We start from the raw sequence: 25,163 nt of genomic DNA, 5'->3' as shown, positions 1-25,163 counted from the left end.
CGTAAGACAGGGTTGCGAGACCGCCGCCTGCTGCGCGGGCCCGGCAATCTGGTGAAACCGCTGCTGCGCAGCAGTTTTCGCCACGGTTGGCAATCAGAACTTTTTTCATCAACTCACTCCTCACTCCGCGGCTGCTGGCATCAGCTCTGCAAAGGCGCGTATGGGGTTAAAACGAATCCAGGCTCCTACGGGAATCTGCCCCGCAAGATCCAGATGATGGGGTGCCACGCAGCCGATGACGGGATAGCCACCGGTCAAGGGGTGGTCGGCCAGAAACAGCACGGGCTGGCCGCTGGCAGGAACCTGGATGGCCCCCAGCGGCGTGCCTTCGCTGGGCAGCTCGCTGCTCACGGCGCGCGTCAGCGCCTGCTCGCCGGCAAGGCGCAAGCCCACCCGATTGGACTGGGGCGTGACCTGCCAGCGCTGGCCGGCCAGCAAGGCCACGGCCTCGGGCGTGAACCAGTCGGTGCGCGGGCCCAGCTCCACATCCAGCACCACCTCGCCGTCTGGGGCCGGCAGCTCCTGCACCGGCAGGGCCAGCTCGCCCACCACGGCATGGCGGGCCGGCAGCACTGTCAGCAACTGGCCGCTGTGCAGGGCGGGAGGGCCGACATGGGCCAGGGTGTCCGTCGAAGCACTGCCCAGCACGGGAGCCACCTCATAGCCGCCACGCACCGCCACATAGCAGCGGGCACCGGCAACGGGTTGGGCCAGGCTCAGCGTGTCGCCATCGGCCAGCGCAATCGCGGCATGGCGCGGCGCAGACCAGCGGCGCCCGTCGGCTGTGGAGATGCTGATGGGCGCATCTGCGCCCGTCACTGCAACGACGTTCTCGCCCACGCTTTGCAGCGACAAGCCGCCGCCTACCGTCTCCAGCACCGGCAGTTGGCTGGCATTGCCAACCAGCCGGTTGGCCGTCTTGAATGCAGCCTGATCCATGGCTCCGGAGGCCGAAACGCCCTGCCCGGCCTGGCCGTGGCGCCCCATGTCCTGGAACAGCGTGAGCAGGCCCGTGGCGCGCACATGCAAGGCGCAGCCATTGAAATTCGTAGCTGCTTGCGCCTGATCATTCTTGATCTCAGATACTTTTTCATCTGAAATCGAATCAGAGAAATCGCTAGCAGCTACTTTTTGAGTAGCTGCATCGACAAACTGCACGCGGTAGCCGGGCTGCAGCAAGGCAGGCAGATCGCGCGCCAGATCCCACATGGCGGCATCGGTCACGCCGATGATCTGCCAGCCGCCGGGGCTGGCCTGTGGATAGACCGCGCTGAAGCTGCCGGCCAGCGCCACCGCACCGGCCGGAACCTTGGTGCGCGGCGTGGCACGGCGCGGCACGTTGAAGACGGGGTCGCCACCGCTCAGATAGGCAAAGCCCGGCGCGAAGCCGGTAAAGGCCACCGACCATTCGCTGCCGGTGTGGCGGCGCACCACTTCCTCGGCCGTGAGGCCCAGGATCTGCGCGACTTCGGCCAGATCCTCGCCCTCATAGCGCACGGGAATCTGCACCAGCACATCCGAGCGCTGCACGCTGCCGCTCAGGTCGCAGGCGGCAATGCGCCGCACCAGTTGCGCCGCGCCGATGATATGAGGCGCGAACTGCACAAGAATGGTGCGCGCGGCAGGCACGAGCTCCTGCACGCCTTCTATGGGCTGGGCCTGCAAGGCACCCAGCAGCACCAGCGTCTGCTGCAGATCGGCCAACTCCACCAGGATGGCCTGGCGGTTGACGGGCAAAAAGCGCATGGTGCTCATGACGCTGTTTCCACGAAGGAGGTGATCTGCACGCCCTCCTGCTCGAAACGCTGGCGGATGTTGCGCGCAATGGCCACGGCACCGGGACTGTCGCCGTGCACGCAGATGGAATCGGCCTGCACACGCACCAGGCTGCCGTCCACGGCCTCGATCACTCCATCACGCACCAGCGTCAGCATGCGCTGGGCAATCAGGTTTTCGTCGTGCAGCACGGCGCCGGGTTCGCGGCGCGAGACCAGGGCGCCGTCGGGCGTATAGCCCCGATCGGCAAAGGCCTCGGCCACTACGCAGAGGCCCGCATCGCGGGCCCAGGCTATCAGGGGCGCACCTGCCAGCGCCATCAGCACCAGCTTGGGATTGATGGCCTTGATGGCATTGATCACATCCATGGCCTGACGCCTGTCCTGGGCAATGGTGTTGTAGAGCGCGCCGTGCGGCTTGACGTACTGGACACTGGTGCCGGCCGCCTGCGCAAGGCCCTGCAGAGCGCCGATCTGGTAGATCACGTCGGCCACCAGATCGCCGCTGGCCACATCCATGTTGCGACGCCCGAAACCCGACAGGTCGCGGTAGGCCACATGTGCGCCGACGACCACGCCGCGCGCCTTGGCAGCCCTGAGCGTGGTCAGCATCCCGGCCGGGTCGCCAGCATGAAAGCCGCAAGCCACATTGGCGCTGCTGACGATGTCCAGCATGGCCGCATCGTCGCCCATGCGCCAGGCGCCGAAGCTCTCTCCCAGATCGCTGTTCAAATCCATTTTCATCATTCGTCTCCCGGTCGGCATCAATGCAGCTGGCCTGCAGTTTCACGCAGGTCCTGGTGCACGGTCATGGCCGTGCGAATCGCTTCACGTATGCCTTTGATCTGCAGGTCCAGGGCCATGCCTGGCTGCGATGCCACTTGCCCTGGCATGACAGGCGTGTGGATAAAACCGCCACGCACGCCTGGTGCGCCACGGCGGTGCAGGCGATGCATGAGCGCGTAAAAGATATGGTTGCAGACAAAAGTGCCCGCGGTATTGGAAACCAAGGCCGGGACACCCAGGTCGCGCATGTTGCGCACCATGGCCTTGATGGGCAATGTGGAAAAGTAGGCCGCGGGCGCATGGGCCACCACGGCCTCGTCCACGGGCTGTTTGCCCGCGTTGTCGGGAATGCGCGCGTCATCAATGTTGATGGCCACGCGTTCAGGCGTGATCTCCGAACGCCCCCCGGCAAAACCCAGGCAGATCACCAGAGTCGGCTGCAATTCGGCCAGGGCTTCATCCAGCGCCAGGATGGCATCGCCAAACACACAGGGCAGCTCGACGGAGTGCACCAGGCCACCGGCAATCACTTCGCCATTCAGCGCTCGCGCCACTTCCCAGGAGGGGTTGATCGGGTCCTGATCGAACGGCTCGAAGCCGGTGAGCAGAATGCGGGAAACGGTGGGCGCAGTCATGGCAAAACTCTAACAATCAGCGGAACATCAGGAAATTGAGCAGGAACACATTGACGATCAGCAGCGTGATGGCAGTGGGAACCTGCGCACGGATGACGGCATTTTTGTCAATTTCCAGCAGTGCCGCGGGCACCAGGTTGAAGTTGGCCGCCATGGGCGTCAGCAAGGTGCCGCAGTAGCCCGACAGCATGCCGACCGCCGCCATCACGGCTGGATCACCATGGTAGACGCCAACCAGCACAGGCACGCCCACACCGCCCGTCATCACCGGAAAGGCTGCAAAACCATTGCCCATGATGACGGTGAACAGCGCCATGCCGATTACATACACGGCCACGGCCACAAAGCGCACATCCATGTTGATGTAGGTGGTGGTCACATAGGCCACGGCCTTGCCCACGCCGGCATCCGAGAACACCAGACCCAGCATGCCCAGCATCTGCGGCAGCACCAGGGCCCAGCCCAGTGCATCGATCAGGCGGTGCGACTCGCGCAGGCCCTGCACCGGCGTCTCGCGCGTCATCTTGCAGGCCAGCACCAGCGCAATCACGCAGCCGATGCCCAGACTGACCAGCGTGCTGTTCTTGGGGTCTATCAGCGGAGTGCCGCCAAAGACCAGATGCTTGGCCGACAGCGTGCCCACCATGGTGATCAGCGGGATGGCCAACGCCGGCACGAACAGCTTGTTGCCCAGGCGCCTGGCGCTTTCCAGGTACTGCGCATCGGTGCGCGGCTGGTGCTTGCCGCCCATCACGCCGCCGAAGCCGGCAATCAGGGCCATGACGACCGCGACCGCCCCCACCCATACGGGCGGCAGCAGATCACCGACGAGGAACACCAGCGCATACAGTGCCCAGAACAGGCCCGCCGAGAAACGGCGCGGGTTGCTGCCATCGCGCAGCGTCATCAAGGCCGTCACCGCCAGCACCAGGCCGACGAGGTAGTACAGGTATTGAATGGTGATGGTCATGCCTGTTCTCCCTGGGCAACTTTCTTTTCCGCAGCAATTTCACGCGCCAGCTGCTTGTCCAGGCGATGCAGGCGGAAGGCATGGATGGCAAAGGCCGAGACGGCCGTGGGAATGCCCCACAGCGCGACATGGATCGGCTCGACCTCGATGCCCGCCTCCTTCAGGAAAGTGGTCATCAGCACGATCGCACCGAAGGCCACGAAGATGTCCTCACCAAAGAACAGACCCACGTTGTCCGTGGCAGCCGACATGGCACGCAGCTTCTCGCGCACCTTGCCCGACAGCTTGCCGTAGCGGTTTTCCGTCGCGCCTTCGGCCATGGGGGCCAGCAGCGGACGCACCATCTGGGGATGCCCGCCGAGGCTGGTCAGACCGATGGCTGCCGTCAGCTGACGTGCTGCCAGGTAGACGATCAGCAGGCGGCCCGCGGTGGCCGACTTGATGGAGCTGATCCAGTTCTGCGCATGCTGACGCAGGCCATGGCGCTCCAGCAAGCCGATCACGGCCAGGGGCAGCAAGATGATGAGCGGCAGATTGCGGGTCTTGATAAAGCCGGTCCCGATGGCGGCCAGAACCTTGTCCAGCGGAAAGCCCGCCGCAAAAGCTGTGCCGATGGCGGTCACGATGACCACCAGCATGGGGTTAAAGCGCAGCGCGAAGCCGGCAATGATGATGAGCACGCCGATCAGCGGCCACAGGTTTACGTCTACAGGCATGGAAGCCTCCGGAAATCACGCCCTGATCCGCTGCGCGGCGGGCTCTACCAAAGACGGGAACGCTATCGGCAACCCCGCCCAGCTCTTTTGAAGAAGGCTGGGCAGCTCTGCTTCAGAGCTGCCTGATTCCTCAAATTGTTGAACAATCAATTCAGATTGATTCCACAAATGAAATTGTTTGCAGAACAAATAGACTTTGTAATAGAGCAAACCCTAGGTCTCACCATTCTTTTGAACTTCTCTGAGTCAACAGAACGATGGCTACACTCTGGCGACAGCCAAAAGGGAATGCCATGAAAGTCGCAGCAGAGGTCCAGAACCTGACCGAACGCATCGCCGAAGAAATACGCAGCCAGCTGGTCAAGGGCGTGCTGAGCCCGGGCCAGCGACTGTCCGAAGCAGCACTCAGCGAAGCGCTGGATATTTCGCGCAACACCTTGCGCGAGGTGTTCCGCATGCTGACCAAGGAAGGTCTGCTGGTACACGAGCCCAACAAGGGCGTATCGGTGGCCGTGCCCAGCATGGCGTCCATCATCGACATCTATCGCGTGCGGCGCATGATCGAGTGCCAGGCACTGGCACAGGCCTATCCCATGCACCCGGCGCTGACGCGGATGCGCGAGGCCGTGGAAAGCGGCCAGCGGCACAGCGAGGCCGAGGACTGGTCCGAAGTGGGCACCGCCAATATGGCGTTTCACAAAGCCATCGTGGCCCTGGCCGACAGCGAACGCCTCAATGAGATGTTCTCGCATCTGCTGGCAGAGCTGCGCCTGGCCTTCGGCCTGCTGCGCGACCCGCATTTTCTGCATGCACCCTATGTGAGCATGAATCTGAAGATTCTGCAGATCTTCGAAGCCGGCAGGCCAGCAGAGGCGGCGCAGGAACTCAGCGCCTACCTGGTGCATTCGGAGCGCATCATTCTGGCCGCCTATGCGCGGCGTCTGGCAGAGGCGGGAATCAAAGCCCCTTGAGGGATCTTGTTCAACAAAATGCCATTTTCAATAGAAAAAAAGCAATGAAACACCCTACGTTTCCTTGAAACTCGTTGAAATCCCTCATGGATGTTTGTTGAGACAAATGCTACTTTTGGCACAACTCTTGCCTGAGTTCATTCGTCCGCATCTCTTATCCGAGGAGTTCTCATGAAGCGTCGCATTTTCTGCGCCACCGCAACCTTGCTCGCCGGCATCGGCATTGCCGGTCATGCAATGGCACAAACCAAGTGGGATTTCGCCACCGCATACGGGCCTGGAAACTTTCACTCCAAGAACAACGAACTGTTTGTGAAGGATGTGGATGCTGCCACGGGCGGCAAGCTCAAGATCACGCCGCACTTTGGTGCATCGCTGTTCAAGATGCCCGAAATCAAGCGTGCCGTGCAGACCGGCAATGCACAGATGGGTGAATTCTTTCTGGTGAGCTTTCAGAATGAGTCGCAGATCTTCGGTGTCGACGGACTCCCGTTCCTGGTGAGCAACTATGACGATGCCTACAAGCTCTATCAGGCTCAGAAACCCGCGCTGCAAAAGCTGCTGGACAAGCAGGGACAGGTGCTGCTGTATTCAGTGGCATGGCCTCCCCAGGGGATCTACACCAAAAAGCCCGTCAACTCCGCGGCCGATCTCAAGGGCATGAAGTGGCGCGTCTACTCCCCGACCACAGCCCGCATTGGCGAGCTGATCGGCGCCCAGCCCGTGACCGTGCAGGAGGCCGAGCTGTCCCAGGCGCTGGCTACGGGCGTGGTGGATGGCCTGATCACCTCCAGCGCAACCGGTGCCGACAACAAGCTGTTTGAAAGCCTGAAGTACTACTACAACGTACAGGCCTGGATTCCCAAGAATGCCGTGACCGTGAGCAAGAAGGCCTTTGGCGCACTGGACAAGAGCACGCAGGAGGCCGTGCTCAAGGCCGCTGCCGCCGCCGAGCAGCGCGGCTGGAAAGAGTCCAGGGAAGTGGATGCGCGCTCGATTGCAGCCCTCAAGCAAGGCGGCATGCAGGTCGAGCAGCCGTCCGCCCAGCTCAAGGCCGACCTGGGCAAGATCGGGGCGACCGTGATCAAGGAATGGACGGACAAGGCCGGTGCTGACGGCCAGGCCATTCTCGACGGCTACAAGGCTGGCAAGTAAGGCGCAGATTGCATCTGGCCGCCCGGTCCTGGCATTTGGTGCCGGGCGGCCGATGACCACAGCCGCTCAGGAAGACAAGTATGCGCAAGTTACTCAACGGCCTCTATGACGGCAGTGCCTGGCTTGCCGGCATCGCCATGATCGGCGTGCTGGCGATGGTGCTGCTGACCATCACCAGCCGACTCTTCGGTTTCAGTGCCCCGGGCACCGATGCCTACGCAGGCTACGCCATGGCCGGAGCCGGCTTCATGGCCCTGGCCAGCACCTTGAAGAAAGGTGAACATATCCGCGTCACCCTGTTGCTGGGCGCGCTCAAGGGCAAGGCCTACAAGGCGCTGGAACTGACCGCCCTGGGCATCGCCACCATTCTTTCGGCCTTTCTGGCTTTCTATTCCACGCGCCTGGTATGGCAGTCCTGGGAGATCGAAGACATCTCCGTGGGCATCGACGCCACACCGCTGTGGATTCCGCAGATTTTCATGGCTCTGGGCACGATTGTTTTCTTCATCGCGTTCTGCGACGAACTGGTGCTGGAGCTGCTGGGCAAACGCAAGGCGGTAGAGAAGGAGGGAACCCCTCATGAATGAAATCACCGCAAGCATTGCACTGATCGTGGTGCTGCTGGTCCTGCTTGGCGGCGGCGTCTGGGTCGGACTGACGCTGGCGGGCGTTGCCTGGTTCGGCATGGAGTTCTTCACCGCGCGCGCTGCGGGCGATGCCATGGCCATGACCATCTGGAGCTCTGCCAGCAGCTGGACCTTGACGGCTTTGCCGCTGTTTGTCTGGATGGGCGAGATTCTCTACCGCACCAATCTGTCCGAGAGCATGTTTCGCGGTCTGGCCCCCTGGGTCAACGCGCTGCCGGGCCGTCTGCTGCACACCAATGTCATCGGCTGCACGATTTTTGCGGCGGTGTCCGGCTCCTCGGCCGCCACCTGCGCCACCGTGGGCAAGATGAATGTGCCCGAGCTGCGAAAGCGCGGCTATCCCGAAAACATGGTGATCGGCTCACTGGGCGGCCCCGCCACACTGGGTCTGCTGATCCCGCCCTCCATCATCTTGATCGTCTATGGCGTGTCGGCCGAGCTGTCGATCTCCAAGCTCTTCATGGCAGGCGTGCTGCCAGGCATCATGCTGGCACTGATGTTCAGCGGCTGGATCATGGTCTGGGCCTTGATGCACCCGGACAAGGTGCCCAAGGCCGACAGCTCCATGAGCTTCAAGCAAAAAGTCTACGAGTCGCGGCACCTGATCCCAGTCGTGCTGCTGATCTCGGGTGTGATTGCCAGCATTTACAGCGGCATTGCCACCGCAACCGAAGCGGCCGGCATAGGCGTGACGGGAGCGCTGATCCTGTCGGCCCTGCAAGGAGCTCTGACCTGGAAGAACTTCAAGGAATCGCTGTTCGGAGCCACCCGCCTGTACTGCATGATTGCGCTGATCCTCGCCGGAGCAGCCTTCATGACCTTGTCCATGGGCTATATCGGCCTGCCGCGCCAGTTGGCCGAATACGTGGGCAGCCTGAACCTCTCGCCCGCCATGCTGATTGCAGTGCTGGGCCTGTTCTACATTCTCATAGGCTGCTTTCTGGACGGCATCTCCACCATCGTGCTGACCTCCAGCGTGGTTCTGCCCATCATCCAGGCCGCAGGCATCGACCCACTATGGTTCGGCATCTTCCTGGTGATCACGGTGGAGACCGCCCAGATCACGCCACCGGTGGGCTTCAACCTGTTCGTGCTCCAGGGCATGACAGGCAAGCAGATCACCTATCTGGCCCGCGTCTGCGCACCGTACTTCCTGCTGATGGTGCTGGCACTCGTGATACTGTGGTTCTTCCCGCAGATCGTGACCGTGCTGCCCAATAATATGTAAGCAAATTCGCTCTGCACAAACGCCCCGAAAGGGGCGTTTTTCATGGGCGAACCAGAATGGCTGCATGCAGGCCAGAACATGTAGGTTTCAGCGCCGGGATGTGGATGCCGAATCCCTCTGACAGGGTGTTACGAAAAATGCGCACTACGCTGTTAGATTAGTCGGGTTAGCCATCCAGACACATCGCAATGAAAGAAAAAATCAACTTCATTGAGAGGGAGCGCCTCTACCGACATGAACTCAAACGCCGCCGCGTGAAGTTTCTGCCCATGCAGGTACTGCGCCGGGTCTTCAAAGCGGCAGGAGTCTAGCCAGCGCTGAAGCCAGCCATCCACCTGCCATGCCAAAACAAAAAAAGCGCTCCCATGGAGCGCTTTTTTTATTTCGGCGAATGGGTGCCGCAAGCACAGACCCAGGATCCATGCGACGTCCATTCCTTTTCCCATCCATTCCATCGCATGCCGTCAAAGCTTTGAGCTCTCGCTCAACCTTGTCGATGCGCCATCTCACGCCATCTGCGATCCCGCGAACCCTGCCGCTGTGAAAGCAATCAACTGCTCAATTACTTTTTCCACCGGGTCACTCCGATGCTTGTCGTTGAGCATATGGCTGACACGCCCATTGTCTGAGCGGATATACATCATCGCACCATACATGCACTCCAAGCGCCACTGAAACTCCGTCTCACTCAAATGAGGTGTCACGCTACGCAGCAGCAAAGCAAACCTCAGAGCGGTTTTGTCATACGCCTTGAATACGATCTCTCGGACTTCCTTCAGAGGATCCACGGAACACAGGGCAGCCACCCGGTTGAACGAGGACTCTTCCGAGCCGTATGCAGTGCGCAATGCTGGAGCAATAAACGCCCGAAGCACCTCTTCAATGCTCGGAGGCTCGTTCGCATGACGCTGTTCAAGTTGCGCCAGCAAGGCTTCTCTCTGCGCATTGACCAGTTGCACGCGCTCTTCGAAAAGAGCCTTGAGCAAGCCCAGCTTGTTCTTGAAATGATAGTGAATCGCCCCGGTATCCACGTCTGCTTCAGCCATCACCGCTCTTAACGATGTCCCCGCGTAACCATGCTGCGCAAACAATTTTTCAGCCGCGCACAGCATGCGCTGCCTTGCTTGGGCACGTGGCACGTCAACTCCCGAAGAAGTGACTTCCGCCTGTTCGGCTTGGCGCAGGGCAGCCCTTCTCCCCAATACGACTGGAACATCGGAGGCAGTTTTTCTCATGACTTCGAATGATAGTGGGGTCACGTGATCGTCCTCTTGCGTAGGTTTCATTTTTGCATCAATATTCATTCAGTCGACTGACTGAATTTAAAAATACAAGGAGACAAACGATGAACATCTGGCGCCACATACCCTCCCTCGTTATGGGGCTCACTTGCCTGGGAGTCGGCTCGCTCCAGGCTCAGGAGAATTTTCCCCATAGGCCACTGACCATCATCAATCCCTGGGCCGCAGGAAGCTCGACCGATGTGATGGCCAGGACTCTGGCGGAGGAAATGCACAAGCAGCTGGGTCAAAGCATCGTCGTGATTTCGCGTGAGGGAGGCTCCGGCGTCATTGGAATGAATGTGCTGGCCCAATCTCCCGCCGACGGCTTGACCATGGCTTTTACCCCCATGACGCCCATCACCATCCAACCGCATTACGTCAAGGGACTCAAGCTAAGTCCTGATGTCGTGCAACCGCTGTGCGGGGTGACCGAGAACATTCTGGGAGTGAGCGTGCGTGCCGACAGCCCCTACAAAACGATCGCGGAGTTGATTGCCGCCGCCAAACAGAAATCACTGAACTACGGCTCTCCCGGCCCCAACTCGGCCCCCTTTCTAGCCATAGATCAGCTCGAGCGAGACCAGAAGCTACAACTCAATCACATCCCATACAAGGGTGATGCGGGTTCGATCCAGGAATTGCTGGCAGGGCGCCTGGACTTTGTCAGCAGCATTGCAGCCTCTGCTGCACCTCAGGTTCGTGCCGGCAAGTTGCGGCTGTTGGCCGTTACTTCGGAACATCGTCATCCCGCGTTTCCCGACATTCCCACCTTCAAGGAACTCGGCATGAATGTGCAGGAAGACTCTTTTGCAGGCCTCTTTGTTCCCCGTGGGGTTCCTGAGGTCGCACTGGCAAAGCTTGACGATGCCTGTGCCAAAGCCACCAAGTCTGAATCGGTCAAACGCATTGCCCAAAGCGGTGATCAGGTCGTGCACTACCAAAGCCGTCAGCAATGGGAAAAGCGCATTACCACCGAGTTTCGCAAGCAGGGCGAGACAGCCAAGCGCAATGCCAGTACCAACTAAACCATCCATCACCGTCAGCTCATGAGCAACTCCACAACCCTAGCGCCCATTCGCCGCGTCGTCACTGCCAACGATGAGCAAGGACGTTCCTATCTGGCCGAAGATGGCCCATCGCCCGCAATCCGCTTTGTGCCGGAACGTCCCGGATATCGCATCACCAATCTATGGCGAACTGATGCGGCTCCTGCACACATTGGCTCACCCGACACCATTCATCTGCACCAGGGCGTTGCGCCCCCGCCGCTTGGTACCGTGCTGCGCATTCTGGATATTCCTGCCGACCCCGCCGACCCTCAGGAACTTCAGACTGCTTTGAATGCGACGTTTTCACGCATGTATGGCGATGCCCATCGGAATGTTCAGCCCGGCGAGCATCCTGGCATGCATCGCACGGACTCCGTGGACTACGCGCTCATGCTGGAAGGAGAGCTGATTGCCATCATGGATAAGGAAGAGACCGTGCTGCGAGCGGGCGATGTTCTGATTCAGCGTGGAACCAACCATGCCTGGGCCAACCGCTCCGGTAAACCTGCTCGTATTGCCTTTGTGCTGGTTGCAGGCATCGACGCAGATTGAGAGCCGGTCGGTAGCACACGAACATGCGGATGCCGATGCCTAAGACTTATTGAAGAACACCATGCATTCCTGAATCGGCCCGATGGCCGAAGCATCATCTGCCGAGCGCATCCGACGCCCCATAGAAAAAGCGCTCCAACGAGCGCTTTTTATCGCATTGAGGATGCTGCCGACATCAGCTCCACCTGGATTTCATCGAAAAAAACTTTCCCGGGTCGCCTGAGACTGCGACTTCAGCCAGGAAAGCTTTTCCGTGGCAAAGACCGTCTGCTTATTCCACCGTGACCGACTTGGCCAGGTTGCGCGGCTTGTCCACATCGGTGCCGCGTGCCACCGCCGTGTGATAGGCCAGCAACTGCAGCGGCACCACGTGCAGTATGGGGCTCAGCGCACCATAGTTCTCGGGCATGCGAATCACATGCATGCCTTCGCTGCTTTCGATATTGGTCTTGGCATCGGCCAGCACATAGAGAACACCGCCGCGCGCACGCACTTCCTGCATATTGCTCTTGAGCTTTTCCAGCAGTTCGTCGTTGGGCGCCACGGTGACCACAGGCATCTGGCTGTCCACCAGTGCCAGCGGGCCATGCTTGAGCTCGCCGGCGGGATAGGCCTCGGCGTGGATGTAGCTGATTTCCTTGAGCTTGAGCGCTCCTTCCAGAGCGATGGGGTAGTGAATGCCACGACCCAGGAACAGTGCGTTTTCCTTCTTCGCAAAGTCTTCAGCCCAGCTGATGATTTGCGGCTCCAGCGCCAGCACGGATTGCAGGGCAACGGGAAGGTGACGCATGGCCGTCAGATATTGCTGTTCCTTCTCTTCCGTGAGACGCCCCTTGGACTGTGCCAGCGCCAGCGTCAGCAGGAACAGGCCTGCAAGCTGTGTCGTGAAGGCCTTGGTCGATGCCACGCCGATTTCCACGCCGGCGCGCGTGATATAGGCCAGCTCGCATTCGCGCACCATGGCGCTGGTGGCCACATTGCAGATGGTCAGGCTGTGCTTCATGCCCAGGCTCTGGGCATGGCGCAGGGCCGCCAATGTATCGGCCGTCTCGCCCGACTGGCTGATGGTCACGATCAGCGTCTTGGGATCGGGCACGCTGGTGCGATAGCGGTACTCGCTGGCCACTTCCACATTGCAGGGAATGCCGGCAATCGCCTCGATCCAGTACTTGGCCGTGCAGCCGCTGTAATAGCTGGTGCCGCAGGCCAGAATCAGGACCCGGTCGATCTCCTTGAATACTCGCCAGGCCGCCGCGCCGGTCTTGCCTTCCGAAGTGACTCCGTCAAACAGCTCGGGGGCGATGTTCTTCAGGCCTTCCAGCGTATCGCCCAAAGCGCGCGGCTGCTCGAAGATTTCCTTCTGCATGTAGTGGCGATAAGGGCCCAATTCGGCTGCGCCGCTATGCGCCATCACGGTTCTGACCGGGCGCTGCTGCTCTGTCAAACGCTCGCCGCTCTTGCTGATGACCCAGTAGCGTCCCGGCTGCAGGTCGATCAGATCGCCCTCTTCCAAGTAGACGATCTGGTCGGTTACACCCGCCAGCGCCATCGCATCGCTGGCCAGGAAATGTTCAGCACCGTCCTTGCCCACACCCAGAATCAGCGGCGAGCCGGCACGAGCGCCCACCACACGGCTGGGCTCATCCCGGTGCATCACGCCAATCGCGTAGGCGCCATGCAGGCGAGCCGTCGCGGCTTGCACGGCCTCGAAAAGATCGCCGTTGTAGAGGCTGTCCACCAGGTGAGCAATGACCTCGGTGTCGGTCTGGCTGGCAAATACATAGCCCTTGGCCTGCAGCTCGGCACGCAGGGCTTCGTAGTTCTCGATGATGCCGTTGTGCACCAGGGCCACGCGTGCCGGCGCATCGGCATCGGCCACGGGCGAGATGCCGGGACCATGGCTGAAGTGGGGATGGGCATTGCGCACGGCAGGCTCGCCGTGAGTGGCCCAGCGGGTATGGGCAATGCCGGTGAAACCTTCCACATGCTCGGTCTTGACCTGCTCCATCAACTCGGCCACGCGGGCTGTAGAGCGCGCACGCTGCAAACCCAGGCTCAAGCCGCTGGCATCCGCTGCCTGTACAGCCACACCACAGGAGTCATAACCACGATACTCCAGCCGCTGCAGACCCTGGACCAGAACCGGAACAATATTGCGATGAGACACCGCAGCAACAATGCCACACATAGAGGTACACCTTAGGTTGTTTGAGCGAGCATGCTAACGGTTGCAATAAAAAATTTTCAATCAATAAAAACAACGAAATGATTGAAAATTTCATCAAACCGGAATATTGATTATTTATTCAATAAAATTCAAATAAATGAATGAAAATTCCATCAATCTGGACGACACCGACTTGCAACTGCTACAGCAATTGCAGCTGGATGCCAGCCTGAGCAACCAGGCCCTGGCCCGGCATCTCAAGCTGTCTGCCCCTACCTGCCTGCGTCGTGTCAAGCGCCTGCAGGAGCTGGGTCTGATCGAGAAACAAGTCGCCATCCTGAGCAGCGAACACATCGCCCGCCTCACCGGTCATGGCCTGCAGGCCATTGTGGAGGTCTCGCTGGACCGGCAGGACAGCAGCTCACTGCTGCAATTCGAGCACAAAGCCGTGGCCGAATCCGGCGTGCAGCAATGCTGGCGCGTCTCTCCCGGACCCGACTTCATCCTCGTTATTGCCACCATCGATATGCCTGCCTATCTGGCATTGAGCCAGAAGCTGTTCACGCAGGATGCCAATGTGCGCAATGTCAAAGCCTTCTTCAGCATCAAGCGAGCCAAATTCAGCACCGAACTGCCCTTGCCCGTCCCCAATCATTAGGGACTTGCACGCCTTGATTTTTGAACCGCCATGTGTGGTGCGGATGCCGCGTGAGCTCCTCAATGATTGATACAAATTGTATTAATTAGATTATTCTCGCAACCTTGACTTAAGCCAATTCCACCAGATGCCCTTGCATCGAGATATTCACCGCCGGACCTACCCTCTGCGCGCCTCTTATATGGCACTGGGCGGAGCGGTGGTGGCTGCGAGCCTGTCATATCTCCCGACCAATCTCGCCTGGTGGGCATTCACGACGGTCAGTGCGCTGCTATGGCCGCATATTGCTTTTTTGCATTCGAGCCGGCAACAGGATCAGTTCCATGCGGAGTATTGCAATTCTCTGATAGATGCGCTGATCGTCGGCTGCTGGATTTCTCTGATGCACTGGAGCCTGCTGCCCAGCATCTGCATTCTGGCCATCGGCGTGGCCGACCGCTTCTATACCGGCTTGAAGCGCCGCTGGCTGCCTTCCTTGATCGCGCTGCTGTGCGGCATGCTGTTCACGAGCATCGCCATAACGCCCACCCCGCAGTGGGACGCACCACTGGCGGTGCAGCTCAGCCTGCTGCCACTGATCATTCTGCACAGCGCCTATGCCAGCTGGTCCAACAGCCGAATGCTCAAGACCCTGGCCAGGCAGAACCTGCAGCTCAAGCTATTGGGACGCATCGATCCTCTGACCACGGTATACAGCCGCGACTACTGGTGGAAAAAAGCCCGTGCCGCGCTGCATCAGCACCGCACCGCAAAGGAGCAGACCTGCCTGCTGGTGATTGACATTGACCGTTTCAAAAGCGTGAATGATCTGTACGGCCATATTGTGGGCGACGATGTTTTGAAAATGATCGGGCTGGCGATTAGAAACAGCCTGCGCAGCAACGATATTGCAGGGCGCTACGGCGGCGATGAATTCACCGTGCTTTGCAAGCACACCACGGCCAAGGAGGCATATTCGGTCGCCATGCGTATTTGCGAAAAAATTGCTCAGATACGCGTTCGCGAATATCCACAGTTGCACATCAGTGCGAGTATCGGCGTTGCGGCAGCCGATGAAGGTTTTGGCTCGGTGACCGAGTGGATAAAAGCGGCCGACAGTGCGCTTTACAGCGCCAAGAGCGGCGGGCGCGACCAGGTGATGGATGCCACGCAGCAACCCGAGCGCCAGCACAGCCCCTCGACCATGCCCATGCGACCGGGATCCACGCGAATCAGCCCGGCGAGTGCCGAGCAGAAAAGCCTGGACCGCGACGTGGTCTGACCACTCAGGGCAGGCAGGTGGGCCAATGCATCTGCAACTGGCATCCCACATTGGGCCGGGCTTGAATTTCCGCCTCGCCGCCATGGCGGCGGCAGATATCGCGCACCAGCGCCAGGCCAATACCGAGGCCCTCGAACTCGGCCTCGCGATGCATACGCTGAAAGACGCCAAACAGCTTGCCCGCGCGCGCCTGCTCGAAGCCGGCTCCGTTGTCGGCCACGGTGATGAAGCAGCCGCCCTGCCCGTCGCGCTGCACATCGACCTGGATGCGCGCCTGCGGTACGGCCCGCGTGAACTTGACGGCATTGGCGAGAGCTGCGTCCAAAGCCTGTTCCAGCAGATGCGGATCTGCCTGCAACATGGGGGCGGCAGCGGGCAGACACCACTCTATGTGTCGGCCTTGCGCGCCTGCCTGCAGGCGCTGGCGCAGACTGCCCAGCAAGGCCAGCAAGTCCACTGGCTGCGGCTGCAGCACATGGCTCTGAGCGCGATTCAGCTTCAGCAAGCCGTCGAACATGGCCGCCATGCGCTGGGCGGACTGCTCCATGGTCTGGAGGAAGCTGCGCGCCTCCTCCAAGTCTTCGGCACCGGGACTGGCGGACTGCAGCAGCTCGGCAACCAGGGGATTGAACGCCAGCAGATGGCGCAGCGGCGCCCGCAAATCATGCGAGACGGCATGCATCCATTCCTGCTGGGCCGTGCGCAAGGCGGCCAGTTCGGCCTCGCGCCTGGCCAGCAGCGCCAGCGCTTCGTCCAGGGACTGGGGCACCATGCTATCCAAAGCTTGCTGCGCTTGTTCCATCAGGCTTTGGGCAGCTTTTCAGGACGCTTCCAGTTGCGGATGCTGACCTGCCTGCCACGTCCTACCGTCAAGGCACCAGCCTCCGTATTCTTGGTCACGGTGGAGCCACCGCCCACCGTGCCGCCAGCGGCAATCGTCACGGGAGCCACCAGCACGCAGTTGCTGCCAATATGCACATCGGCCTCGATCACGGTACGGTGCTTGTTCACGCCGTCATAGTTGGCAGTGATGCTGCCTGCACCATAGTTCACGCGCTCGCCCACCGTGGCATCGCCCAGATAGGCCAGGTGATTGGCCTTGGCGCCGTCGGCCAGGCTGGAGTTCTTCACTTCCACGAAGTTGCCGATATGCACTTCGCGACCCAGCCTGGCTCCGGGGCGCAGGCGGGCAAACGGGCCGATCAGCGCGCCCTGGCCAACCTCCACACCGGCCTTCTCGCCATCGATGTGCGTGAAGGGGTGGATCACGGCATCGTCGGCAATGCTCACATTGCTGAGATGGCAGTTGGCCCCGATCCGGGCACCAGCGCCAATCGTCACCTTGCCGGCAAAGATGCAGTTCACGTCGATTTCCACATCCTGGCCGCAGCTCAGGCTGGCCTTGGTGCCGCGAGCATCGTCACGCAGATCGAAGCGCGCAGGATCAGCCATGCGCACGCCCTGCTCCATCAACTGACGCGCCTGGCGCAGCTGGTGAGCCCGCTCCAGCTCTGCCAGTTGCAGCGGGCTGTTGACGCCCGCCACCTGCAGCGCATCGGCAATGCGGTGGCCCACCACGGGCACGCCGTCGGCCACTGCCATGGCGACGATATCGGTCAGGTAGTACTCGCCCTGGGCATTGTTGTTGTCGAGCTTTGCAAGCCAGGCCGTCAGATGCCTGGCTGGCACGGCCATGATGCCGCTGTAGACCTCGGTGATGGCACGTTCGGCTTCGCTGGCGTCCTTTTGCTCGACGATGCGCTGCACCGTGCCGGCATCGTTGCGCACGATGCGGCCGTAACCCGTTGGATCGGCCATGGTCACGGTGAGCAGCGCCATCTTGTCGCTGCCTGCGGCATCGAGCAGACCTTGCAGCGTGTCGGCCTGGGTCAGCGGCACATCACCCGACAGCACCACGACCAGGCCATCGTCCTTGAGCACAGGCACGGCCTGCTGCACGGCATGGCCGGTTCCCAGCTGGGGCTCCTGGCGCACAAACTTCAGGTCCATTGCAACATGGGTGCCATCCCCGCCCCCCGCGCCATTGGCAGCGGCGATGGCCGCCTCCACTTCCGCAGCACCATGGCCAGTCACCACGACAGCCGAGCGCGCCTTGAGCTGCGCAGCAGTATCCAGCACATGCTGCAACAGGGCACGACCGGCCAGCTTTTGCAGCACCTTGGGATGGCGGCTTTTCATGCGGGTGCCTTTGCCGGCAGCCATGACGACGATGTCCAGAGGTGCAGTCATATTGATTTGTGGGATGAAAACTGCCTGATTATCGACCCATAGTCGTGGTCGGCAACTGCAAGCGCAGGCAACAGTCGCCGCAAACACCTTATGCTTGCCCTGCCATGCCTCATGCCACCACCAGCCCCACTCCGCTGCTTCGCACCCGCGCCATCGGCGCCGGCCATCTGCGCGCCTTTCTGGCCGTAGCCCGACACCTGAACTTTCGTGCTGCGGCGGACGAGCTGGCACTGACCCAATCTGCCGTCAGCCGCCAGATCCAGTCGCTGGAAGACGAGGTGGGCATCCCTCTGTTCCTGCGCCATTCGCGCGCCGTGGAACTGACGGGTGCCGGCGCCCAGCTGCTGCATGCCGTGCAGCCTGCATTGGAATCGATCGACGCCACCGTGCGCCAGATCCGCCAGACCGTGGGCCGCAAGAGCGTGGCCATCACCACCTGGGCCAGCTTTGCCGCCATGTGGCTGATTCCGCGCCTGGAGGCTTTCCAGCGCGACCATCCCGATATCGACATTCGCATAGACACGGGCGACGCCGTGGTGGATCTGGAAACCACCGATGTGGACCTGGCCATACGCTACAGCGCCGGCGTCTCCGATGCCGCCGCAAAGGCCTTGTTCGGCGAAGAACTGGTGCTGGTCGCAAGCCCAGCCCTGCTGAAGAGCGGCCCTGCCGTGCACAGCCCCGCCGATGCGGCCCGCTACACGCTGATTGAAACCGGCGACGTGCACCGCATGCCCCAGCTGGAGTGGCTGAGCTGGCAGCGCTGGTTTGCCGCCAACGGCTGCGACCAGCTGCAGCCGCCGCGCTGGCTGTACTTCAACTACGCCCACCAGATCGTGCAGGCCGCGCTGGCGGGCCAGGGTCTGGCCATCGCGCGCCTGCCGCTGGTGGCCGATGCGCTGGCGGCCGGCACCCTGATCGAGGTATTGCCCGAGCATCGCCTGGCGTCGCCTCTGTCGTACTGGCTGCTGCAAGGCCCACGCAGCAGCGAGCGGCCCGAAGTGCAGGCCTTCTGTCAGTGGCTGATGGAACAAGCCCGCCAGACGCGCGACGCCATGCAAGGCGCGAGCGAGCCAACCCAATAAAAAAGAGAGCTACTCACGCATGACCTGCATCGGTTTCAAATACAAAGTGATTTGAAACGCAGATGTATCAAGCGTAAAAAGCTCTCATTTTTACTGTCACCTCTTTAGGCAGCGCCACAGCGGCAAAGGCCTTGCCCTGTGGCGCCAAGCGCAAAGAGGCGAATGGGGCGAAGCGCCCCAGGGCGCTCAGCTCAGCGTGACACGCGCAAACTTGCGCTTGCCCACCTGCAGCACAAAGGTGCCGGCATCCAGCTTCAATGCGCGGTCGCTGATGACGTTGCCGTCAACGCGCACACCGCCGCCATCGATCAGGCGGTTGGCTTCGCCGGTCGATGCAGCCAGATTGGCCTGCTTGACCAGCGCACCAATGCCCAGCGGAGCGCCGGACAGGCTGATTTCAGGGATGTCATCGGGAATGCCGCCCTTGGAACGGTTGATGAAATCCTGCTCGGCCGCATCGGCGGCTTCGGCGCTGTGGAAGCGCGCGGTGATCTCCTTGGCCAGAGCCACCTTGGCATGCTTGGGATTGCCGCCGGCCTCGATCTCGGCCTTGAGCGCGGCGATCTCGGCCAGGCTCTTGAAGGACAGCAGGGTGTACCAGTCCCACATCAGATCGTCCGAGATCGACAGCACCTTGGCGAACATGGTGTTGGCGTCTTCGGTGATGCCGATGTAGTTGTTCTTGGACTTGGACATCTTGTGCACGCCGTCCAGGCCCACCAGCAATGGCATTGTGAGCACACACTGCTGCTCCTGAGCATATTCAGCCTGAAGATGCCTGCCCATCATCAGATTGAACTTCTGATCGGTGCCGCCCAGCTCCAGATCGGACTTGAGCGCCACCGAGTCATAGCCCTGCAGCAGCGGGTAGAGAAACTCGTGCAGGCTGATGGAGCTGCCGTCGGTGAAGCGCGTATGGAAGTCGTTGCGCTCCATCATGCGCGCCACCGTGTACTTGGCCGACAGCTGGATCATGCCGCGCGCGCCCAGCTGGTCGCACCACTCGCTGTTGTAGCGCACCTCGGTCCTGGCCGGGTCCAGCACCTTGGCGGCCTGGGTGTAATAAGTCTCGGCATTGACCTTGATCTGCTCGGCCGTCAGCGGCGGGCGTGTGGAGTTGCGGCCCGAAGGGTCACCGATCAGCGTGGTGAAGTCGCCGATCAGGAAGATCACCTGATGGCCCAGATCCTGCAGCTGGCGCATCTTGTTGAGCACCACGGTATGGCCCAGGTGAATGTCGGGAGCTGTCGGATCCAGACCCAGCTTGATGCGCAGGGGCACGCCGGTGGCTTCCGACCTGGCCAGCTTCTGGACCCACTCGTCCTTGGGCAGCAGCTCATCGACTCCACGCAGAGTGACTTCCAGCGCCTGGTTCACTCTGTCGGTCACGGGAAAACTTGTAACAGCAGATTGATTCATAAGGGTTTTTCGGCAGGCGAGGTAGGACGCGGCCGATATACTTGGAGGTTTGGTGTTACGGTCAATTCTAGACTGCTCCCTCATAAAGACCTCTTTGGATGGACTTATGGCACGGTAGAGCTGCTGGAGACGTGTCAGTCGTAACAAATACCAACTCCACCGACACGCTTTCCCAAGGATTTGATGTTTTGATGACTGGCTTGAAAAATGCCGGCGGTGCCCTGCTTGCGCGGCTGACATCGGCTCTGCAGAAACACCCCAAGCGCGCCACGGCGGCGCTGGCGACTGTTTTGCTGACCGGTGGCAGCGGCGCCTTCGCAGTGGCCAGCCTGGGCCCCGACCCCGCCGACCTCCCCGTGCGTACACTGACCGAACCCGTCACCTCCCTGGCCGCCGGCCAGGACCTGGCCGATCTGACGGATCTGCAGTCCTTCTCCCTCTACCGTTCCGAATACACCCGCAGCAACGACACCACCGAGTCGCTGCTGCAGCGCCTTGGCATTGCCGACCCGCAGGCCGCCGCCTTCATGCGCAGCAACGAAGCCGTGCGCCAGAACGTGCTGGGCCGCGCCGGCCGACTGGTGTCCGCAGAGACCACGCCCGACCAGCAGCTGAGCCAGCTGACCGTGCGCTGGGCCCCCAGCGAAGACGGCAGCTTTCAGCGCCTGACCGTGGAACGCGTGGACGGCAAGCTGCAGTCCAAGATCGAGACCGGCAAGCTCACAGCCAGCCCCCGTCTCGCGGGTGGCGTGATTCGCTCCTCCTTCTTTGCCGCCACGGATGCCTCCGACATTCCCGACAGTGTCTCCATGCAGATGGCAGACATTTTCCAGGGCGAGCTGGACTTCCGCCGCGGCCTGCGCAAGGGCGACCGCTTTGCCGTGGTCTATGAATCGCTGGAAGCCGATGGCGAGCCTCTGCGTGCCGGCCGCGTGCTGAGCACCGAGTTCTACAACAACGGCAAGTCGCACCAGGCCATGTGGTTCCAGGAAGCCGGCAAGAAGGGCGCCTACTACACGCTGGACGGCAAGAGCCTGCGCCAGGCCTATCTGAACTACCCCGTGGAGTTTTCGCGCATCAGCAGCGGCTTCTCCATGCGCGTCCACCCCATCCAGAAAACCTGGCGCGCTCATCTGGGCACCGACTTCGCGGCACCCACGGGCACCAAGGTGCGCACCGTGGGCGACGGCGTCGTGTCCTTTGCCGGCGTACAAAACGGTTACGGCAATGTGATCTTTGTCGACCACGCCAACCAGCACACCACTGTGTATGCCCACCTGAGCCGCATCGACGTCAAGCGCGGCCAGCGCGTCGACCAGGGCGACATCATCGGCGCCGTGGGCTCCACGGGCTGGGCCACCGGCCCTCATCTGCACTTCGAGTTCCGCGACAAGGGCGAGCAGCGCGACCCGCTGACCATTGCCCAGATCACCGATGCGGCCCAGCCCATCTCCAAGGCCGCCCGCCCGGCCTTCGAGCAGCAGGCAGCGCAGATGCGCATCGAACTCAACGCCGGCACGCAGTCGTTCGCCTTGGCCAGCGCGCGCTGATCCAGCGCCGCGAAACGACCTGAGGGCTGCAAATTGCAGCCCTTTTTCATTTGCGCATCAGGATCGTTTGCAGCGACCGCCAGGAAAGCCGCAAACGCTACAGCTAAGATAGTAAACCGCACGCCAACCCTCTGATCTGCCATGCCCAATGCCATTGAACAAGCCGCTCAAAGCGCCCTCTATATCGGCCTGATGTCCGGTACATCGCTGGACGGCGTCGACGGGGTTCTCGTGGACTTCAGCCGTGGCACCCAGGTGCTGCAACATGCCAGCTGCGGCTTCGACGCGGCATTGCGCGCCGAGTTGCTGGCCCTCAACACCGCTGGCGGCCAGGACGAGCTCCATCGCGCCGCCCTGGCCGCCAATGCACTGGTGCGCCACTATGCACAGGTGGTGCAGCAACTGCTGACTGCAGCCGGCGTCCAGGCCAGGCAGATCGCCGCCATAGGCGCCCATGGCCAGACCGTGCGCCACCGTCCGCAGATGTTCGATGGCACGGGCTATACGCTGCAGCTCAACAGTCCCGCCCTGCTGGCCGAGCTGACCCGCATCACCGTCGTCGCGGACCTGCGCAGCCGCGATGTGGCGGCGGGTGGCCAGGGTGCGCCGCTGGTGCCGGCATTTCATCAAAGCGTGTTTGGCAAGCCCGGGGAAACAGCCCTGGTGCTCAATATCGGCGGCATTGCCAATCTCAGCGTGCTGGGGGCCGACGGCTCGGTGCTGGGCTTCGATACCGGCACCGGCAATGCACTGATGGATGGCTGGTGCCTGCGCCATACCGGCAAGAGCTATGACGAGAGCGGCCGGTGGGCCGCCAGCGGCAAGGTCCTGCCCGAGCTGCTGGCCGCCATGCTGGGCGATCCCTATCTGGCCCAGCAGCCACCCAAGAGCACGGGACGCGATCTGTTTCACGCCGGCTGGCTGGAGCGGCATCTGCAGCAACATGCGGCGCAGGCCGCCGCGGTCGATGTGCAGGCAAGCCTTGCCGAATTCACGGCCGCCAGCTGCGCCCATGCCGTGCAGCGCTTCGGCAGCAACGGCCGCGAACTGCTGGTCTGCGGCGGCGGTGCACTGAACACCCATCTGATGCAACGCCTGGCCGCCCTGCTACCGGGCGTGAGGGTGAGTTCCACGGCAGAGCGCGGCCTGCCCCCGCTGGAAGTGGAAGCCGCCGCCTTTGCCTGGCTGGCACGCCAGTGCCTGTTGGGCCTGCCTGGCAATCTGGCCAGCGTGACGGGCGCCAGCGGCCCGCGCATTCTGGGCGCCATCCACCCCGCTTGACAGCGCAGACGCCAGCCAGCCTGCTGGCTCAGGCCACGACTTCGACCGCCTGCGCCTTGTGCTGCACCACAGGCAGATCGGGCAAGCCGAAATGACCGCGCAGCGTGCTGCTCTGGTAGCCGCTGCGGAACAGTCCACGCTTGCGCAAAACACAGGCCGTCGGCAGGCCTGCCGGTAGCCTGCCGCACGCAATGCAAAAAGCAGCCCGACCCACCAGTAGCCGGACTGCTTTTCGCATCTTGGATATCCTGCCCGGCTGGCTCCATCGAGCCATGCCGGGTTCGATCAGCGCCTGAAGACTCAGTGACCGCCGACGTAGATGAACTTGAACAGGAACAGGGCAGCAATCACCCACATGATCCAGTGCACCTCCTTGACCTTGCCCGTGCACAGCTTGAGTACGGCATAGGTGATGAAGCCGAAGGCCAGACCGTTGGCGATGGAGTAGGTGAAAGGCATCATCAGTGCAGTGACGACCGCCGGTATGGCTTCGGTGGTTTCATCCCACTGCACTTCCGTCAGGTCACGCAGCATCAGGCAGGCCACGAACAGCAGCGCAGGCGCTGTGGCATAGCCGGGCACCACACCGGCCAGCGGCGCGATGAACAGACAGGCCAGGAAGAGCATGGCAACCGTGAGAGCCGTCAGGCCCGTACGACCGCCGGCCTGCACACCGGCAGCGCTCTCCACATAGGCAGTAGTGCTGGAGGTACCCAGGATGGAGCCCACAAAGATCGCGCCCGAATCGGCCAGCAGCGAACGATTGAAACGCCCCATGCGCTCGGGCACCAGCAGGCCGGCGCGACGCGCCACGCCCATCAGCGTGCCGGTGGCATCAAACAGCTCCACCAGGAAGAACACCAGCACCACATTGAGGAAGCCCGTGGTCAGCGCCGTCTTGATGTCGAGCTTCATGAAGGTGGGCTCGATGGAGGGAGGCGCCGAGAAGATGCCGTGAAAGGTATTGCCACCGAAGAAGAACGAGGCCACGGTCACGGCCAGGATGCCGATCAGCAAGGCGCCCGGCACCTTGAGGCGGTCCAGCACCACGATCAGCAAAAAGCCCAGCAGCGCCATGATGACCTCGGGCTTGTGCAGATCGCCCAGCGTCACATAGGTATTTTGGTCGGCAGCAACCACACCGGCGGTCTTGAGCGCGATCAGCGCCAGGAAAAGACCCAGACCCACGGTGATGGAAACGCGTATGGACTGCGGTATGCCCTTGATGATGAGCTCACGCAGGCCCAGCATGGTGCAGATCAGGAACAGACATCCCGAGACGAACACCGCACCCAGTGCAGCCTCCCATGTATAGCCCATCTTGAGCACCACCACATAGGCGAAATAGGCGTTCAGCCCCATGCCCGGCGCCAGCGCAATCGGGTAGTTGGCATACAGCGCCATGATGGTCGAGCCCAGCGCTGCGATCAGGCAGGTGGCGACAAAGACCGAGCCTTTTGGCATGCCCGCATCCCCCAGAATGGAGGGGTTGACGAACATGATGTAGGCCATTGAAAGAAAGGTCGTCAGTCCTGCGACCAGTTCGGTGCGCACATCGGTTTTGTGCTCACTGAGTTTGAATATCCGCTCTGTCCAGTTCATTGCATAGTCTCCGTGTTGTTTTGCATGCGAGGCGCAACGCGAGGAACGCGCCCGGTCCTGCGCCGCCAAATGGACGGCGCAGCACATGGCCTTGCCCCGCGGCAAACAGCCATGACTCAAATG

General features: G+C 61.6%; 24 protein-coding genes. 11 read left to right on the top strand and 13 right to left on the bottom strand.

All coding sequences use genetic code 11. From position 1 onward, the window contains the following. Nucleotides 1-120: 120 nt before the first annotated feature. The 5 genes from F0P97_RS03230 to F0P97_RS03210 are packed head-to-tail and all read right to left on the bottom strand — an operon-like array spanning nt 121 to nt 4,882. Nucleotides 121-1,746, bottom strand: a complete 1,626-nt coding sequence (locus F0P97_RS03230; protein WP_182287088.1) for an urea amidolyase family protein — start codon at nt 1,744-1,746, stop codon at nt 121-123. A gap of 5 nt (nt 1,747-1,751) precedes the next feature. Further along, nucleotides 1,752-2,519, bottom strand: a complete 768-nt coding sequence (locus tag F0P97_RS03225) for a LamB/YcsF family protein (protein ID WP_182285594.1) — start codon at nt 2,517-2,519, stop codon at nt 1,752-1,754. Nucleotides 2,520-2,539: 20 nt separating this feature from the next. After that, nucleotides 2,540-3,196: a pyroglutamyl-peptidase I gene (gene pcp / locus F0P97_RS03220; protein ID WP_182285593.1), complete on the bottom strand. Its 657-nt coding sequence runs from the start codon at nt 3,194-3,196 to the stop codon at nt 2,540-2,542. 16 nt (nt 3,197-3,212) lie between these two features. After that, entirely contained in the window at nt 3,213-4,166 is a 954-nt protein-coding gene (locus tag F0P97_RS03215; protein WP_182285592.1) for a DUF979 domain-containing protein, read from the bottom strand. Then, on the bottom strand, nt 4,163-4,882 hold the full coding sequence (locus tag F0P97_RS03210; protein ID WP_182285591.1) for a DUF969 domain-containing protein: 720 nt from the start codon (nt 4,880-4,882) through the stop codon (nt 4,163-4,165). The genes F0P97_RS03215 and F0P97_RS03210 overlap by 4 nt, the downstream gene beginning before the upstream one ends. A 293-nt stretch (nt 4,883-5,175) precedes the next feature. Between F0P97_RS03210 and F0P97_RS03205 the strand changes: the two genes are divergently transcribed. The 4 genes from F0P97_RS03205 (at nt 5,176) to F0P97_RS03190 (ending at nt 8,883) form a co-directional block, all read left to right on the top strand. Further along, nucleotides 5,176-5,853, top strand: coding sequence for a GntR family transcriptional regulator (locus F0P97_RS03205; RefSeq protein ID WP_012836944.1), 678 nt, complete (start codon nt 5,176-5,178; stop codon nt 5,851-5,853). A 171-nt stretch (nt 5,854-6,024) separates the two neighbouring features. Next, nucleotides 6,025-7,008: a TRAP transporter substrate-binding protein gene (locus F0P97_RS03200; RefSeq protein ID WP_182285590.1), complete on the top strand. Its 984-nt coding sequence runs from the start codon at nt 6,025-6,027 to the stop codon at nt 7,006-7,008. Between the two features lie 80 nt (nt 7,009-7,088). Then, complete coding sequence (locus tag F0P97_RS03195; RefSeq protein ID WP_034357232.1) at nt 7,089-7,595, top strand: TRAP transporter small permease; 507 nt, start codon at nt 7,089-7,091, stop codon at nt 7,593-7,595. Then, entirely contained in the window at nt 7,588-8,883 is a 1,296-nt protein-coding gene (locus F0P97_RS03190) for a TRAP transporter large permease (RefSeq protein WP_182285589.1), read from the top strand. The genes F0P97_RS03195 and F0P97_RS03190 overlap by 8 nt, the downstream gene beginning before the upstream one ends. A 152-nt stretch (nt 8,884-9,035) precedes the next feature. On the opposite strand, the gene F0P97_RS03185 is transcribed toward F0P97_RS03190, so the two are convergent. Next, nucleotides 9,036-9,317 carry a hypothetical protein gene (locus tag F0P97_RS03185; protein WP_182285588.1) on the bottom strand — a complete coding sequence of 94 codons (282 nt, stop codon included), beginning with the start codon at nt 9,315-9,317 and terminating at the stop codon, nt 9,036-9,038. Between the two features lie 72 nt (nt 9,318-9,389). After that, complete coding sequence (locus F0P97_RS03180) at nt 9,390-10,187, bottom strand: TetR/AcrR family transcriptional regulator (protein WP_232538111.1); 798 nt, start codon at nt 10,185-10,187, stop codon at nt 9,390-9,392. A gap of 41 nt (nt 10,188-10,228) precedes the next feature. On the opposite strand from F0P97_RS03180, the gene F0P97_RS03175 reads away from it, so the two are divergent. Both F0P97_RS03175 and F0P97_RS03170 read left to right on the top strand, forming a co-directional pair. Next, nucleotides 10,229-11,191, top strand: a complete 963-nt coding sequence (locus F0P97_RS03175) for a tripartite tricarboxylate transporter substrate binding protein (RefSeq protein ID WP_182285587.1) — start codon at nt 10,229-10,231, stop codon at nt 11,189-11,191. 21 nt (nt 11,192-11,212) lie between these two features. Then, on the top strand, nt 11,213-11,767 hold the full coding sequence (locus F0P97_RS03170; protein WP_182285586.1) for a cupin domain-containing protein: 555 nt from the start codon (nt 11,213-11,215) through the stop codon (nt 11,765-11,767). Nucleotides 11,768-12,038: 271 nt separating this feature from the next. Here F0P97_RS03170 and glmS read toward each other — a convergent pair whose 3' ends face one another. After that, complete coding sequence (glmS, locus tag F0P97_RS03165) at nt 12,039-13,955, bottom strand: glutamine--fructose-6-phosphate transaminase (isomerizing) (protein ID WP_057091484.1); 1,917 nt, start codon at nt 13,953-13,955, stop codon at nt 12,039-12,041. Between the two features lie 136 nt (nt 13,956-14,091). On the opposite strand from glmS, the gene F0P97_RS03160 reads away from it, so the two are divergent. After that, a complete protein-coding gene (locus tag F0P97_RS03160; RefSeq protein ID WP_182285585.1) occupies nt 14,092-14,592 on the top strand; it encodes an Lrp/AsnC family transcriptional regulator in 501 nt (166 codons plus the stop codon). A 127-nt stretch (nt 14,593-14,719) separates the two neighbouring features. After that, on the top strand, nt 14,720-15,853 hold the full coding sequence (locus tag F0P97_RS03155) for a diguanylate cyclase AdrA (protein WP_182285584.1): 1,134 nt from the start codon (nt 14,720-14,722) through the stop codon (nt 15,851-15,853). A gap of 4 nt (nt 15,854-15,857) precedes the next feature. On the opposite strand, the gene F0P97_RS03150 is transcribed toward F0P97_RS03155, so the two are convergent. Next, complete coding sequence (locus F0P97_RS03150; protein WP_182285583.1) at nt 15,858-16,655, bottom strand: sensor histidine kinase; 798 nt, start codon at nt 16,653-16,655, stop codon at nt 15,858-15,860. Beyond that, on the bottom strand, nt 16,655-18,103 hold the full coding sequence (gene glmU / locus F0P97_RS03145; protein WP_182285582.1) for a bifunctional UDP-N-acetylglucosamine diphosphorylase/glucosamine-1-phosphate N-acetyltransferase GlmU: 1,449 nt from the start codon (nt 18,101-18,103) through the stop codon (nt 16,655-16,657). Before glmU ends, F0P97_RS03150 begins: the two co-directional genes overlap by 1 nt. 104 nt (nt 18,104-18,207) lie before the next feature. Between glmU and F0P97_RS03140 the strand changes: the two genes are divergently transcribed. Next, on the top strand, nt 18,208-19,188 hold the full coding sequence (locus tag F0P97_RS03140) for a LysR substrate-binding domain-containing protein (protein WP_182285581.1): 981 nt from the start codon (nt 18,208-18,210) through the stop codon (nt 19,186-19,188). Nucleotides 19,189-19,374: 186 nt separating this feature from the next. Here the strand turns inward: F0P97_RS03140 and tyrS are convergent, their stop codons facing one another. After that, nucleotides 19,375-20,607: a tyrosine--tRNA ligase gene (gene tyrS, locus F0P97_RS03135; RefSeq protein WP_182285580.1), complete on the bottom strand. Its 1,233-nt coding sequence runs from the start codon at nt 20,605-20,607 to the stop codon at nt 19,375-19,377. Nucleotides 20,608-20,798: 191 nt separating this feature from the next. Between tyrS and F0P97_RS03130 the strand changes: the two genes are divergently transcribed. Both F0P97_RS03130 and F0P97_RS03125 read left to right on the top strand, forming a co-directional pair. Then, a complete protein-coding gene (locus F0P97_RS03130) occupies nt 20,799-22,157 on the top strand; it encodes a M23 family metallopeptidase (RefSeq protein WP_182285579.1) in 1,359 nt (452 codons plus the stop codon). Between the two features lie 141 nt (nt 22,158-22,298). Further along, on the top strand, nt 22,299-23,438 hold the full coding sequence (locus tag F0P97_RS03125; RefSeq protein WP_182285578.1) for an anhydro-N-acetylmuramic acid kinase: 1,140 nt from the start codon (nt 22,299-22,301) through the stop codon (nt 23,436-23,438). 28 nt (nt 23,439-23,466) lie between these two features. Here the strand turns inward: F0P97_RS03125 and F0P97_RS03120 are convergent, their stop codons facing one another. After that, entirely contained in the window at nt 23,467-23,676 is a 210-nt protein-coding gene (locus F0P97_RS03120; protein WP_182287335.1) for a hypothetical protein, read from the bottom strand. A gap of 62 nt (nt 23,677-23,738) precedes the next feature. Further along, the gene (locus tag F0P97_RS03115) at nt 23,739-25,040 is read right to left on the bottom strand and encodes an NCS2 family permease (protein WP_182285577.1); all 1,302 of its coding nucleotides are present in this window, start codon (nt 25,038-25,040) and stop codon (nt 23,739-23,741) included. Nucleotides 25,041-25,163: the final 123 nt, after the last annotated feature.

The sequence above is a fragment of the Comamonas testosteroni genome, assembly GCF_014076415.1.
In the GTDB taxonomy this organism is placed as follows: domain Bacteria; phylum Pseudomonadota; class Gammaproteobacteria; order Burkholderiales; family Burkholderiaceae_C; genus Comamonas; species Comamonas testosteroni_F.
Note: the sequence above shows the minus strand (reverse complement) of the source record. Positions and strands in the feature narration are given on the sequence as shown.